The 13,111-nt window shown below is 73.3% G+C and carries 12 protein-coding genes; 7 read left to right on the forward strand and 5 right to left on the reverse strand.

Translation table 11 applies throughout. The annotated features are described in order from the left end of the window. Nucleotides 1-77 precede the first annotated feature (77 nt). Nucleotides 78-2,243, reverse strand: a complete 2,166-nt coding sequence (gene uvrB, locus ACFWFZ_RS16985) for an excinuclease ABC subunit UvrB (RefSeq protein ID WP_387122983.1) — start codon at nt 2,241-2,243, stop codon at nt 78-80. Between the two features lie 234 nt (nt 2,244-2,477). Here uvrB and ACFWFZ_RS16990 point away from each other — a divergent pair, with 234 nt between their 5' ends. The 3 genes from ACFWFZ_RS16990 (at nt 2,478) to ACFWFZ_RS17000 (ending at nt 5,496) form a co-directional block, all read left to right on the forward strand. Further along, nucleotides 2,478-3,380: a glycerophosphodiester phosphodiesterase gene (locus ACFWFZ_RS16990; RefSeq protein WP_387122985.1), complete on the forward strand. Its 903-nt coding sequence runs from the start codon at nt 2,478-2,480 to the stop codon at nt 3,378-3,380. 35 nt (nt 3,381-3,415) lie between these two features. Beyond that, nucleotides 3,416-3,979: a methylated-DNA--[protein]-cysteine S-methyltransferase gene (locus ACFWFZ_RS16995; protein WP_387122987.1), complete on the forward strand. Its 564-nt coding sequence runs from the start codon at nt 3,416-3,418 to the stop codon at nt 3,977-3,979. Between the two features lie 311 nt (nt 3,980-4,290). Then, nucleotides 4,291-5,496 carry an MFS transporter gene (locus tag ACFWFZ_RS17000; RefSeq protein WP_387123172.1) on the forward strand — a complete coding sequence of 402 codons (1,206 nt, stop codon included), beginning with the start codon at nt 4,291-4,293 and terminating at the stop codon, nt 5,494-5,496. Here ACFWFZ_RS17000 and ACFWFZ_RS17005 read toward each other — a convergent pair. Next, a complete protein-coding gene (locus ACFWFZ_RS17005; RefSeq protein ID WP_387122989.1) occupies nt 5,486-5,902 on the reverse strand; it encodes a cupin domain-containing protein in 417 nt (138 codons plus the stop codon). The genes ACFWFZ_RS17000 and ACFWFZ_RS17005 overlap by 11 nt on opposite strands. A 574-nt stretch (nt 5,903-6,476) precedes the next feature. On the opposite strand from ACFWFZ_RS17005, the gene ACFWFZ_RS17010 reads away from it, so the two are divergent. Continuing rightward, the gene (locus ACFWFZ_RS17010; RefSeq protein ID WP_387122991.1) at nt 6,477-7,421 is read left to right on the forward strand and encodes a pseudouridine-5'-phosphate glycosidase; all 945 of its coding nucleotides are present in this window, start codon (nt 6,477-6,479) and stop codon (nt 7,419-7,421) included. Then, the gene (locus tag ACFWFZ_RS17015; protein ID WP_387122993.1) at nt 7,418-8,323 is read left to right on the forward strand and encodes a carbohydrate kinase family protein; all 906 of its coding nucleotides are present in this window, start codon (nt 7,418-7,420) and stop codon (nt 8,321-8,323) included. The genes ACFWFZ_RS17010 and ACFWFZ_RS17015 overlap by 4 nt, the downstream gene beginning before the upstream one ends. A 578-nt stretch (nt 8,324-8,901) precedes the next feature. Here the strand turns inward: ACFWFZ_RS17015 and ACFWFZ_RS17020 are convergent. Beyond that, nucleotides 8,902-9,585 carry a uridine kinase gene (locus ACFWFZ_RS17020; RefSeq protein ID WP_387122995.1) on the reverse strand — a complete coding sequence of 228 codons (684 nt, stop codon included), beginning with the start codon at nt 9,583-9,585 and terminating at the stop codon, nt 8,902-8,904. Nucleotides 9,586-9,677: 92 nt separating this feature from the next. Between ACFWFZ_RS17020 and ACFWFZ_RS17025 the strand changes: the two genes are divergently transcribed. Then, nucleotides 9,678-11,132, forward strand: coding sequence for a WGR domain-containing protein (locus ACFWFZ_RS17025; protein WP_387122997.1), 1,455 nt, complete (start codon nt 9,678-9,680; stop codon nt 11,130-11,132). Here the strand turns inward: ACFWFZ_RS17025 and ACFWFZ_RS17030 are convergent. Then, complete coding sequence (locus ACFWFZ_RS17030; protein WP_387122999.1) at nt 11,096-11,569, reverse strand: cupin domain-containing protein; 474 nt, start codon at nt 11,567-11,569, stop codon at nt 11,096-11,098. The genes ACFWFZ_RS17025 and ACFWFZ_RS17030 overlap by 37 nt on opposite strands. Nucleotides 11,570-11,718: 149 nt before the next feature. On the opposite strand from ACFWFZ_RS17030, the gene ACFWFZ_RS17035 reads away from it, so the two are divergent. Then, entirely contained in the window at nt 11,719-12,387 is a 669-nt protein-coding gene (locus ACFWFZ_RS17035) for a DUF2293 domain-containing protein (protein ID WP_387123001.1), read from the forward strand. Here the strand turns inward: ACFWFZ_RS17035 and ACFWFZ_RS17040 are convergent. After that, on the reverse strand, nt 12,380-13,081 hold the full coding sequence (locus ACFWFZ_RS17040) for a chaplin (RefSeq protein ID WP_387123003.1): 702 nt from the start codon (nt 13,079-13,081) through the stop codon (nt 12,380-12,382). The genes ACFWFZ_RS17035 and ACFWFZ_RS17040 overlap by 8 nt on opposite strands. Nucleotides 13,082-13,111 lie beyond the last annotated feature (30 nt).

Consider the following 13,111-nt stretch of genomic DNA (forward strand, 5'->3'; position numbering starts at 1 on the left):
CTCCATAGCCCGCCCCAGTTGACTGGTGCGCAGCGTGTTCCTGCGGCTGTTACCCAACCCTACTGACAGCCTCCGGCTCAGGCGAGGCCCGCTTCCTTCATCTGCCGGAGCTCCTTCTTCAGCTCGCCGACCTCGTCGCGGATCCGGGCCGCGACCTCGAACTGGAGCTCCGCGGCAGCGGCGCGCATGCGGTCGGTCATCTGCTCGATGAGCGAGGCGAGTTCGGCGGCGGGGCGGTCGGTGAGCACCTCGGTGCCCTGCGCGCCCTTGGCCGGTTTCGCACCCTTGCCGCCCTTGGCGCCCGCCGGGGCGTGGGCCGAGAGGCCGCCGAGCGCCGGCACGGGCGCCTTGGCGCCCTTGCCCTCCTTCGCCTGCCGGTATCCGGTGCCGAGGAGCTGCTCGGTGTCCAGTTCCTCGCGGGCGATGGTGGCGACGATGTCGTTGATCTTCTTGCGGAGCGGCTGCGGGTCGATCCCGTTCGCCGTGTTGTAGGCGATCTGCTTCTCGCGGCGCCGGTTGGTCTCCTCGATGGCCTTCTCCATGCCAGGGGTGACCTTGTCCGCGTACATGTGGACCTGGCCGGACACGTTGCGCGCGGCGCGGCCGATGGTCTGGATCAGGGACGTGCCCGAGCGCAGGAAGCCCTCCTTGTCGGCGTCGAGGATCGCCACCAGCGACACCTCTGGCAGGTCGAGGCCCTCGCGCAGCAGGTTGATGCCGACCAGGACGTCGTACTCGCCGGCGCGCAGCTCGCGCAGCAGTTCGATGCGGCGCAGGGTGTCGACGTCGCTGTGCAGGTAGCGGACCTGGATGCCGAGCTCCAGGAAGTAGTCCGTGAGGTCCTCGGCCATCTTCTTGGTGAGGGTGGTGACCAGGACGCGCTCGTCCTTCTCGACCCGCTTGCGGATCTCGTGCACCAGGTCGTCGATCTGGCCCTCGGTGGGCTTGACCACGACCTCGGGGTCGATGAGGCCGGTGGGGCGGATGATCTGCTCGACGAAGCCGTCGCCGCGGGAGAGCTCGTACTTTCCGGGGGTCGCCGACAGGTAGACGGTCTGGCCGATGCGCTCCTGGAACTCCTCCCACTTCAGCGGCCGGTTGTCCAGCGCCGACGGCAGCCGGAAGCCGTGGTCGACCAGGGTCCGCTTGCGGGAGGCGTCGCCCTCGTACATGGCGCCGATCTGCGGCACGGTGACGTGCGACTCGTCGATGACCAGGAGGAAGTCCTCCGGGAAGTAGTCGATGAGGGTGTTGGGCGCCGATCCCCGCTCGCGGTCGTCCATGTGCAGCGAGTAGTTCTCGATGCCGGAGCAGGACCCGATCTGGCGCATCATCTCCAGGTCGTAGGTGGTGCGCATGCGCAGGCGCTGCGCCTCCAGCATCTTGCCCTGCTTCTCCAGCTCGGCGAGGCGCTCGGCCAGCTCGGCCTCGATGCCGGTGATCGCCTTCTCCATGCGCTCCGGGCCGGCGACGTAGTGGCTGGCAGGGAAGACGTAGAGCTCGCGGTCCTCGCTGATGACCTCGCCGGTCAGCGGGTGCAGGGTGGAGAGGGCCTCGATCTCGTCGCCGAACATCTCGATGCGGACGGCCAGTTCCTCGTAGACCGGGAAGATCTCGATGGTGTCGCCGCGGACCCGGAAGGTGCCGCGGGTGAAGGCGACGTCGTTGCGCGTGTACTGGATGTCGACGAAGCGGCGCAGCAGCTGGTCCCGGTCGATCTCCTCACCCACCTTGAGCGCGACCATCCGGTCGACGTACTCCTGCGGGGTGCCGAGGCCGTAGATGCACGACACGGAGGCGACGACGATCACGTCCCGCCGGGTCAGCAGCGAGTTGGTGGCGGAGTGGCGCAGCCGCTCCACCTCCTCGTTGATCGAGGAGTCCTTCTCGATGTAGGTGTCCGACTGCGGTACGTAGGCCTCGGGCTGGTAGTAGTCGTAGTACGAGACGAAGTACTCGACGGCGTTGTTCGGCAGGAGCTCACGGAACTCGTTCGCCAGCTGGGCGGCGAGCGTCTTGTTCGGCGCCATGACCAGCGTGGGGCGCTGGAGCTTCTCGATCATCCAGGCGGTGGTCGCCGACTTGCCGGTGCCGGTCGCACCCAGCAGGACGACATCCTTCTCACCTGCACGGATGCGCTTCTCCAGCTCGGCGATGGCCGCCGGCTGGTCGCCGCTGGGCTGGTAGGGGCTGACGACCTCGAAAGGCGCCACCGTGCGTTCGATCTTCGATACGGGCCGCATGAGTCCACCGTACGACCCTCCACTGACACCCACGCCTCCCCGCCGGGCCGCGGGACGCCCCGGGCTGCCCCGCCGGGCGGGGCCGGCGTCATCCGTTCTGGTCCGTTTGTCGTAGTTCGGTGGCGGCTCTGTGATCTTCAACCCCATGATCGCGGTGAAGTGCATCGCCACAACGTCTGCCGCTCCGCACCCGTCTGACGCAGGAACAGGGCTCACGACCCGAGGAGAACGCACATGTACGTCCGACCCGCCGCCGCGGCCGCCGCCGCATTCCTGGGCTTCACCCTCACCCTGCTGGGCGGGACGGCCTCGTACGCCGCCGCCGGACCCGGATCCGCCGCCGGACCGCTGGGGCTGGGCGGTCCCGTCGTGTACGCCCACCGGGGGGCCTCGGCGTACGCCCCGGAGAACACCCTAGAAGCGGTCGACCTGGCGATGCGCCTGGGCTTCGACTGGGTCGAGAACGACGTGCAGCGCACCAAGGACGGCGAGCTGGTCGTGATCCACGACGACACCCTGGCCCGCACCACGGACGTCGAACAGCTCTTCCCGGACCGCGGGCCCTGGAGGGTCAGGGACTTCACGGCGGCCGAGATCGCCCGGCTGGACGCGGGCAGCTGGTTCGGCGAGGAGTACGCGGGCGCCTCCGTGCCGACCCTGCGGCAGTACCTCGACCGGGTGCAGCGCAACCGGCAGCGGCTGCTGCTGGAGATCAAGAAGCCGGAGCTCTACCCGGGGATCGAGGAGCAGACCCTGAAGGTGCTGGGCGAGGCGGGCTGGCTCGACGCGCGCCACGTCTCGCAGCGCCTGGTGGTGCAGAGCTTCAGCGCGGACTCCGTACGCCTCGTGCACGGGCTGCGCCCCGACCTGGTGACGGCCTTCCTGGGCACCCCGCCCGTGGCGGACCTGCCGCGGTACGCGGAGTTCACCGACCGGATCAACCCGTGGCACACCACCATCTCGGCCGACTGGGTCGCGGCGGTGCACGGCCTGCTGGGGGCGCACGGCAGGGCGATGGAGGTGGACACCTGGATCGTGGACGACGCGGCGACCGCCCGGAAGGTGCAGGAGATGGGCGTGGACGGCATCATCACGAACGCCCCGGACGTGGTCCGGGAGGCGGTCGGCGGCTTCTGAGCGGCCCTGTCGGCGGTGGGTCGTACCGTGGACGCGTGGACAGCACCGAGCGGCCCCGCGGGCCGCACCTCGAATGGACCGTCGTCGCCAGCGACATCGGCCCCCTGCTCCTGGCCGCGACCCCGGAGGGGCTGGTCCGGGTCGAGTTCCATGCCGGGCCGGACCGGGTCGACCGGATGATAGGACCGCTGGTCTCCCGGCTCGGCGCCGACGCCCGGCGGCCCGCGCCGGGCGAGGAGGAGCTGCTGGCCGAGCCGGTGCGCCAGCTCGCCGCGTACTTCGCCGGTTCGCTGCGGCACTTCGACCTGCCGCTGGACTGGCGCCTCAGCTCCGGCTTCAACCGGCAGGTGCTCCAGGAGCTGGACCGTTCCGTGCCCTACGGCTCGGTCGTCGGCTACGGGGAGCTGGCCGCCCGCGCCGGACAGCCCGGCGCCGCCCAGGCCGTGGGCAACGCCATGGGCTCGAACCCGCTGCCTCTGGTGGTGCCCTGCCACCGGGTCGTGGAGAACGACGGCGGCATCGGGGGCTTCGGCGGAGGCGTGGAGACCAAGCGGCAGCTGCTCGCGCTGGAGGGAGTGCTCCCGCAGCCGCTGTTCTGAGCGCCTCGTACCCCCGTACGCCCGCCCCGCCCCGGGCGGACGCACCCGGCGGGACACACGGCTGTGACGGCTGTGACCTGCGAGGCCGACCACGAGGACGGCGCGGTTCCGCCCAGCGGTAAGGGGTGTCACACTGCGGCGGTGACTACTGCTGCCGCCGCACCCGGCCCCACCGCGTCCCCCGCGCCCCGCGCCGCGCACCCGCGAGGGCGGGGTACGGCGTGACCGCCTCGCCCGGCACCGACCGGCCCGCCCCGCCGCTCGGCCTTCCCGACCTCGCGCGGCTCCAGAGGCGCACCTCCCGCGTGCTCATGGCCGGCCAGATCCTCGGCGGCCTCGGCGTGCCCATCAGCATCGCCCTGGCCCCCGTACTCGCCACCGAGGTCAGCGGCACCGAGGCGCTGTCCGGCTTCGCCTCCACCGCCTCGGTGATCGGCACCGCCCTGGTCTCGCTGCCGCTCGCCGTCCTGATGACCGCGCGCGGCCGGCGCCCCGGGCTGGTCCTGGCCTACGGGATCGGCGCCGGCGGGGCGGGCCTCGTCGTCCTCGCCGCCACGATCAAGAGCTTCCCGCTGCTGCTGCTCGGCATGGCCGCCTTCGGCGCCGCCTCCTCCGCCAACCTCCAGGCCCGGTTCGCCGCCGCGGACCTCGCCGCTCCGGACCACCGGGCCCGGGCCATCTCGGTCGTCGTGTGGGCATCCACCCTCGGCGCGGTACTCGGCCCCAACCTGTCCGCTCCGGCGAGCCGCAGCTTCGCGGGGACCTCCATACCCGAGACGGCGGGCCCCTTCGTGTGGGCCGCCGTCGTGTTCGTGCTGACCGGCGCGCTGATCGCCGTACTCCTGCGCCCGGACCCCCTGCTGACGGCGCGGGCGCTCGCCGCACCCGGGGAGCAGGGCCGCGAGCAACGCTCGATCCGCGCGGGGATCGCCGCCGTGCGGTCCTCGCCGCGGGCCCGGCTCGCCCTCCTCACCGTCGCTGTGTCCCACACCACCATGGTCTCGATCATGGTCATGACCCCGATGGACCTGGGCCACCACGGCGCCGGGCTGGAGCTCGTCGGGCTGGTGATCAGCGGTCACATCGCGGGGATGTTCGCCTTCTCCCCGCTCATGGGATGGCTCGCGGACCGGCTCGGACGGCTGTCCGTGATCGGCCTCGCCGCAGGACTGCTGTCGGTCGCCGCGCTGCTCGCCGGGACGGCCGGCCCCAGCCACGGCCAGAGCGCGCTCGGCCTCTTCCTGCTCGGCCTCGGCTGGTCCGCCGGGATGGTGTCCGGCTCTGCCCTGCTGACCGACTCGGTGCCGCAGGCCGCGCGGGCCGCAGTACAGGGCCTGAGCGACCTCACGATGAACACCGCCGCGGGCGTGGGCGGGGCCGCCGCCGGCGTGATCATGTCCCAGGCGAGCTACGGCTGGCTGAACGCCGTCGGGGCCTCGCTGCTGCTGCCGATGGCGGCGCTCGCCCTGTTCACCGCGCGCCGCCACCCCTCGGACTCCAAGGGGGTCAGCAGCTGATGTGGTAGGCCTTGCGGAGCGTCTCGTGGACGGTCCAGACGGTCCTGTCGCCCTCGCGCAGGACGCAGGCCGAGCCCGGGCCCAGCTCCAGCGTCCCGCCGCCTTCGACCTCGACGGTGGCGCGCCCGCTGACCACCACGAACAGCTCGTTCGCCTCGACGTCGGTGACCACACCCGGGGTGATCTGCCAGATCCCGCGCACCTGCTTGCCGTCGGCCGACTCCCACAGGACCTTGCCCGTGACGACCGGATCCCCGGAGACGATCTGCGCGGGGTCGAGGTCGTCGGGCTCCAGCTCCACGTCCGCCACGTCGACGGCGAAGGAGGCGGGGGCCGGAGCGGGGGCAGGAGCGGGAGCGGGGGCGGGGGCAGGTACGGGTGCGGCGGAGTGATCGCTGGTGCTCATGGCGCGCCAGCCTAGTGCGGCCCGCCCGCGCGGCGCGGTGGCCACAGCGTCCAGGAACGGGCCGGCCTACGAGTCATCCTGTCCAGTGGCACCGGGGCGCAGGGCGGTGAGGACCGGCTGGTGGAACCCGGTGTCCGCCGGTCGGCAGCAGCGGGGAGAGTTCCAGGTCGTGGCGCTCCCCGTCGGCGTGCCAGTGCCACGGACGGCCGCGTGGACAGCGGCACGGCAGGAGACCGCCGAAGCGCAGTACCCGCCGGGTTTCGGCCAGTGCGGCGCCCACGCCCCGTGCGGCCGGCCGGTGGGGCAGCGCGTTGTCGGCGCGGGCCGCGGAGAGGGCCTCAGGCGTTGTCGAGGACCTTGTGCGGCCCGGAGCCCGGCGTCGCGCCGAGCAGCGTGACCAGGGCCCGGTCCTGCCGGGCGACGGACGCGTCCCCGTCCGCGTGGATGAGTCGTAGCGGTCGGCAAGCCCGTCGTGGAAGCCACCCGTCTCCATGGGGAACGCTACTCGGACAGCTTGGGACGGGGGTGACAGGAGGGCGTTTGGGGGCGCCGATCGCGTGCCATGGATGGGGACATGTCACAGCACAGAGCAACTGCACCACCGTCCGGTGGACCGGTCCTGTCGGAAGAGGTACGCGAAGCGCTCGACCGGGGCAGGCCCGTGGTGGCCCTGGAGTCGACGATCCTCGCGCACGGCCTGCCCCGCCCCCGCAACCTGGAGGTGGGCCTCGAACTGGAGGAGCTGGTCCGCGCGGAGGGTGCCGTTCCGGCGACGGTCGCGGTCGTCGACGGCGTGGCCCGGGCGGGCCTGGACAAGACCCGGCTGGAGCGGATCGCGACCGGCGACGGCGTGCGCAAGCTCGGACACCGGGATCTGGCGCCCGCGCTGGCAACGGGCGCGACCGGGGCGACGACGGTGTCCGCGACGGCCTTCCTCGCGGCCAGGGCGGGCCTGCGCGTCTTCGCGACGGGCGGCCTGGGCGGCGTACACCGCGAATGGACGCAGACGCAGGACGAGTCGGCGGACCTCTCCCTGCTGGCCCGGACCCGGATCACGGTGGTGTGCGCGGGAGTGAAGTCGATTCTGGACGTGCCGGCCACTTTGCAGCGGCTGGAGACGCTGGGGGTGGGGGTGCTCGGGTACGGCACGGAGCGCTTCCCCGGGTTCTACCTGGCCGATTCCGGTGAGCCGGTGGACTGGACCGTGCACCGCCCCGAGGAGGTCGCGGCGGTGATGGCCGCTCAGGACGCGCTGGGCGGGCCGGAGTCGGCACTGCTTGTGGCCAATCCGGTGGCGGCCGCGCAACAGCTGGATCCTCAGCTGCACGACCGGGTCCTGGCCGAGGCGCTCGCCGAGTGCCGCGAGCGGGGAATCACGGGGCAGGCGGTGACGCCGTTCCTGCTGGGGTTCCTGGTACGGGCCACGGGCGGGGCCTCGCTGGAGGCGAACCTGGCTGCGGTACGCGGCAACGTGCGACTCGGTGCGCGGATCGCCGGTGCCTGGGCGGCGCGGGCATGACCGCGGCGGGGGCGCTGCTCGTCGTCGGGGACGTGGTGACGGACGTGGTCGCCGTCCACACGGAGCCCCTGGCTCCGGCGACCGACACCGCTGCCCGCATCCGCACCCTGCCGGGCGGCGCGGGGGCGAACGCGGCGTGCTGGGCCGCCCGTACGGGGAGCGCGGAGGTACGCCTCCTCGCGCGGGTGGGCTCGGAGTCGGCGCGGTGGCACGAACGGGCCCTGGTGGACGCGGGGGTACGGCCGCGGCTGGTGGTCGATCCGCAGGAGCCGACCGGGACGGTGGTGGTCCTCGTCGGCAAGGACGCGGAGCGGACCTTCCTGACCGACAGCGGTGCCTCGCTGCGGCTGTGCCCGGCCGACTGGGCTCCGTCCCTGCTGGACGGTGCGGCGCACCTGCATCTGTCCGGTTATCTGTTCTTCGCCGACAGCAGCCGGGAGCTGGCCACGGTCGCGCTGCGGGCGGCGCGGATGCGTGGGGTTCCGGTGAGCGTGGATCCCGCGTCGGCCGGATTCCTGGCGGCACTGGGCCCGCAGCGCTTCCTGGACGCCGTGGCGGGGGCGGGGGTGCTGCTGCCGAACGAGGACGAGGCCCGACTGCTGGCGGGGCTGCCGGAGGGGGCGGGGCCGGCCGGGACGGCGACGGCGCTGAGCCGGCGGGTGCCGCTCGTGGTGGTGACCCGGGGCCCGGCGGGGGCGCTCGTGGCCGAGCGGGGCCGGATCACGGCGGAGGTGGCGGCCACCCAGCCGGCCGAGCCGGTGGTGGACTCCACGGGCGCCGGCGACGCCTTCACCGGCGCCTTCCTCGCCTCCCGCCTGGAGGGCGCGGACCCGACGGAATCGGCCCGCGCGGGCTGCCGGGCGGCAGCCGCCGCCATAACCCACCCGGGCGCCCGCCCCTAGCCCCACCCCTACCGACGTCCGAAGCGCAGGTCCGCGTCCGGGCCAACGCCCCACCCCGCCCGCCGACGTCCAAGGCACAGGCCCGGACAACACCCCACCCAGCCCCGCCTGCATCCGAAGCCCGAGTCCGGGCAACACCCGACCCAGCCCAGCCCCACGGGCGTCCGAGGCGCGTGCCCCGGCCAACCCCCCAACCCAGCCCCGCCGGCATCCGAAGCCCGAGTCGGGGCAACGCCCCACCCAGCCCCGCCGACGTTTGAGGCACGGGTCCGGGCAACACCCCACCCAGCTCCGCCGACGTTTGAGGCACGGGTCCGGGCAACACCCCACCCAGCTCCGCCGACGTTTGAGGCACGGGTCCGGGCAACGCCCGACCCAGCCCCACGGGCGTCCAAGGCGCGTGCCCCCGGCCAACCCCCAACCCAGCCCCGCCGGCATCCGAAGCCCGGGTCCGGGCAACGCCCCACCCAGCCCCGCCGGCGTTTGAGGCGCGGGTCCGGGCAGCGCCCGGGAAACGGAGAAAGGGCGGGGCGGGGAGAGGGCTCCGCGCAGCGGCACCCGCCCGGCCCCGCCCGAGGTCAGCTCCTCCGGATCCCCGTCCAGGCGGGATGCCTCGGGTCGTCCGCCCGCACCACCACATCGGCGGCGGAAGCCGGATCCACCTCCGCCTCGTAGCGGGCGAACGCCGCCCCCGTCCACCGCTCGGACTCCTCGGTCCGCCGCGCGAGCGCCCCGGCAGAGAGCCGGACGTGGACCGTCAGGTCGAAGGGGAACCACCGCCCCAGCAGCAGCGGCCCGTGCACCAGCAGCACACCGCCGACCGGGAGTTCGACGTAGGGGCTGCGGGTCGCCCGGTCGGTCACCGGGTCCCACAGGTCCGGCAGCACGCGCCCCGTCCCGCCGGGGTCGGTCGGCCCGAACACCTCCCGCCAGAGCGCGGCCGTGTCGTACCAGCCGTCCAGGTACGCGTCCACGTCCTGCCGGCCGAACTCGAAGCGGAGGGAGGCCGGCCGCAGGAACCCGGCGGTCGGCACCACCAGGACCGAGCGTCCGCGCAGCCGCAGCTCCTGCGCGAGCCGCCCGGCGAGGGCGCCGGTGTCCGCCGCGGGCGCGCCGTCGATGCCCACGCGCTGCCAGCCGTCCGGCCCGGAGGCGTCACCGGGGGTGTCTCCGGAGGCGTCACCGAAGGCGCCGCCGGGGTCGTCGAGGTGGCCGGCGAGCCGCTCGGCCATCCGCTGCCATGTGATCGCTTCCCACTGCACCGGCCCATTGTCAGTCCTCGGCCGTAGCTTTTCTCACGAGGGACCACCGCGGAAACGGCGCCGGTGGCCCGGCTTTCGGGGAGGGGTCTGTCATGGCTCGGGAGACGACGTATCTGGAGCTGTCGCAGGACGGCGGCGGGGCGCACAAGTTCTACGAGGTGATCGTGGACGGCACGGCCGTGTCCGTGCGCTACGGGCGCATCGGCGCGCCCGGCCAGTTGCAGAGCTCCTCGTTCCCGACCGTCGAGAAGGCCCGGGCGGCCGCCGCGAAGAAGATCGGGGAGAAGGTCCGCAAGGGGTACGCCCCTGCCGTGCAGGGGCAGCGCGCCGCCCGGTCGGTGACGCGCCGCCAGGTGGCGTCGGCGCCGTCGACGGCGCGTGCCGTCGCACCGGTGCTGTGGCGTTTCCGTACCGGTTCCTCGGCCTTCGGGATCCATGTCGACGAAGACCGCTGCTGGGTCGGCAACCAGGCCGGTGACGTCTACACGCTGAGCCACGGCGGTGAGGTGCTGGCCCGCTATTCGCTGCCGGACGGGGTGAAGTGCCTGGTGGCGGACGAGTTCTGGATATACGCGGGCTGCGATGACGGCACGGTGTACGACCTGTCGTCGAAGGTTCCCTTCGGCGCCTACGCCATCGCGGCGGACGTGGACATCTACTGGCTGGACATCCACGAGGGCGTGCTCAACGTCTCCGACGCGAACGGCGGCCTGACCGTCATCGACCACGAGGACGAGCACCAGTGGTCGCGGAAGTCCGCCGGGACGGGTGCATGGATGGTCCGGGCCGACGAGCGGGCGGTCTACCACGGGCACAGCGGCGGTGTGACGGCCTACGCGGCGGACGGCACCGGGCAGTTGTGGCACAGCGCGACCCCCGGCGGGGTCCTGTTCGGCTGGCAGGAGGAGCACTCGGTGTACGCGGGTACGGTCCGCAACACCGTGCAGCGGCTGTCGAAGGCCTCGGGGGCGACGGAGGCCACCTACCGGTGCGACGCGGCGGTGTATTCGTGCGCGACCTCGCCCGACGGCCGCCACGTCTTCGCGGGCGACTCCTCCTCCTCGGTCTACTGCTTCGATGCGGACGGGCGCCGACTGTGGAAGCTGGGGACCGGCGGCGGTTCGGCGCTGTCGATGCAGTACCTGGACGGGCGGCTGTACCTCGTCACCACGGACGGCTCGCTGGTCTGCGTGGACGCGAGCGAGCAGGCGATCACGGCGGCCCAGCAGGGTTCGGTGCCGGCGCCGATGGACGTGAAGTCGGCTGCCGCGCTGCCTGTGTTCACCCCGGCCGCGTCGGCGGCGGCGGTGGCGACGGTCTCCATGGCCGCGGTGGCCTCGGAGCCGGCGGGCGGTGTGGTGGTGGAGTGCGTCCAGCAGGGGGGCCGGATGCGGGTGCAGGTGGTGTCGAGCGGCTTCGAGCCGTCCTGGAACGTGCAGTTCCCGCGGGGGATCCGGGAAGCCGGCGCCCGGTACGTGGTGGACGGCCTGCATGCGGCCTCCGGGGGCTTCTACCGGGTCCGCGGGGAGATACGCCGACTGGTGTGAGGAGGGCCGGCCGGCTCGGCCGGCGGCTGCGGGGCGTGCTGCCGGCACACCTCCTGGGTGGCACCGGCGGGGGCGGGCGTGGGTATGGAGAAGGGCGTCCCCTCGGGCAGCCGGGGGGTCACGTGGAGCACGACCGGCTCGGTGCCGAGGTTGTGGCCCAGGTGTATGTGCCCGATGCCCGCGGGCTCCACGAAGGTGGTGCCGGGCCGGTGCACCTCGACGGTGAGGTCGTGCAGGACCCGGGTCAGGGTGCCCGACAGGACGACGGCTTCGAGCCGCACGCGGTGGAAGTGCCAGCCGGTGCATCCGCCCGGCGGGATGACGATCTCCCGGCCCGCGGGGATCGTGGTGACGCAGGCTCTGCCGGTGCCGATACCTATACCGAAGCCGAAGCCGGTCAGCTGCGGCCGTGCCGTCGTCGTCCGCCGTGCGCCCATGTACTCCTCCTCGGTGGACCGGCCCCCGGTGGTCCCCGGTCCACGGCCCACCGTAGGAGGGATCAGGCCGAACAAGGAAGAGTCGGTGAATCCCCAACCTCCCTTCCTTACCAGGTGATATGAGGGGTGGAGGGCGGTATCACACCTGTATGAGCCTGGTCGTCTTCGAGTCGCTGAGGCAGATCCACTGCGCGGAGTGCCGACGCGGTCCGCTCCGGCACCTGGTGCGCGAGGCCGGTGTGCCCCGGTGCCTGGACTGTGCGGACCTGGGGCACCTCGTCTACCTGCCGCGCGGGGATGCCGCGCTCACGCGCCGCGCCCGCGAGGCCAGTTCGCTGTCCGCCGTCGTGGTCCGCTTCCACAAGCGGCGCCGCCGGTACGAGCGCCTCGGGCTGCTCGTGGAGGATGCCGCCCTGGCCGGCGCGGAGCGCGCCTGTCTTGCGGACTCCGAGGCGCGGGCGCGTCGCCGGGAGCGCGACCGCCTGCGTCGTGCGGCGGAGGACGTCCGCTTCACGGCGGCCTTCGCCGCCGAGATAGTGCGGCTGTTCCCCGGCTGCCCGGCGGACCGGGCCGTGGCGATCGCCACCCACGCGTCGGTGCGCGGCAGCGGCCGGGTGGGCCGCACCGCGGCCGGGCGGTCCCTGGACGAGACGGCGGTCTCGGTGGCGGTCCGGGCGGCGGTCCGGCACACCGACACCGAGTACGACGCCCTGCTGATGGCGGGCGTCCCCCGCTTCACCGCCCGCGCCCGGCTCGCCCCGCGGATCGACGCCATCCTGGACGGATGGCGCAGCATGCCGCGGGATCGGGCTAGTTGAGCCGGAAGCGCCGGTAGAGCAGGACGCCGCCGAGCAGCAGCGCGCCGCCGCTGGGCAGCAGGTAGCCGAGGCCGTCCGCTCCGGTGTGGGCGAGTGCCTCGCTGTGCCGCGGGGGCTCGGGCGGGGCGACCTCGGTGACGGGCGAGTTCGGCGAGGTCGGGACGGCCGGAGTGACCGGGGTGACCGGGGTGACCGGCTTCTCGACGACGGGCGGCTGAACTGGCTTGCCGGGGCCAGGCTGCTCGGCGTTGACGGACGAGTTGCCGTGCGCGGGGTTTCCGATGCCGACCACGTTGACGGAGTTGCCGCTGACGTTGACCGGCAGGTCGACCGGGAGCCGGAGGCCGTTGCCGGACAGCACCCCGGGGGAGTTCGCCGTCCGACCGCCCGCGACCGCTCCGCCGCCGTTGCCCGCCGCAGGAGTCGACCGGTGCGACGTGCTCTGGCCGGAGTGTGCGCCGCCACCCTGCGAGGTGTTCGTACAGCGGTTTCCGGCGGCCGGGTTCAGCAGGCCGACGACGTTCACGGTGTTGCCGCAGGCGCTGACCGGGACGTTCACCGGCAGCTGCACCAGGTTCCCGGACAGCAGACCCGGCGAGCGCTCGGCCGTGCCACCCGCGTCCGCATCGGCGTGGGCGAACCCGCTCACGCCCGCGACCGCCAGACCACCGCCCGCGACGACCGCCGCGATCAAGCCATTTCGACGACTGTGACGCATCACTTT

It is taken from the genome of Streptomyces sp. NPDC060232, assembly GCF_042726555.1.
GTDB lineage: Bacteria > Actinomycetota > Actinomycetes > Streptomycetales > Streptomycetaceae > Streptomyces.

Bases quoted from the DNA above. Each gene is read 5' to 3' on its own strand.
- uvrB (WP_387122983.1), bottom strand. From the start codon at position 2,243: ATGCGGCCCGTATCGAAGATCGAACGCACGGTGGCGCCTTTCGAGGTC.
- ACFWFZ_RS16990 (WP_387122985.1), top strand. From the start codon at position 2,478: ATGTACGTCCGACCCGCCGCCGCGGCCGCCGCCGCATTCCTGGGCTTC.
- ACFWFZ_RS17000 (WP_387123172.1), top strand. From the start codon at position 4,291: ATGGCCGGCCAGATCCTCGGCGGCCTCGGCGTGCCCATCAGCATCGCC.
- ACFWFZ_RS17005 (WP_387122989.1), bottom strand. From the start codon at position 5,902: ATGAGCACCAGCGATCACTCCGCCGCACCCGTACCTGCCCCCGCCCCC.
- ACFWFZ_RS17010 (WP_387122991.1), top strand. From the start codon at position 6,477: ATGTCACAGCACAGAGCAACTGCACCACCGTCCGGTGGACCGGTCCTG.
- ACFWFZ_RS17015 (WP_387122993.1), top strand. From the start codon at position 7,418: ATGACCGCGGCGGGGGCGCTGCTCGTCGTCGGGGACGTGGTGACGGAC.
- ACFWFZ_RS17025 (WP_387122997.1), top strand. From the start codon at position 9,678: ATGGCTCGGGAGACGACGTATCTGGAGCTGTCGCAGGACGGCGGCGGG.
- ACFWFZ_RS17030 (WP_387122999.1), bottom strand. From the start codon at position 11,569: ATGGGCGCACGGCGGACGACGACGGCACGGCCGCAGCTGACCGGCTTC.
- ACFWFZ_RS17035 (WP_387123001.1), top strand. From the start codon at position 11,719: ATGAGCCTGGTCGTCTTCGAGTCGCTGAGGCAGATCCACTGCGCGGAG.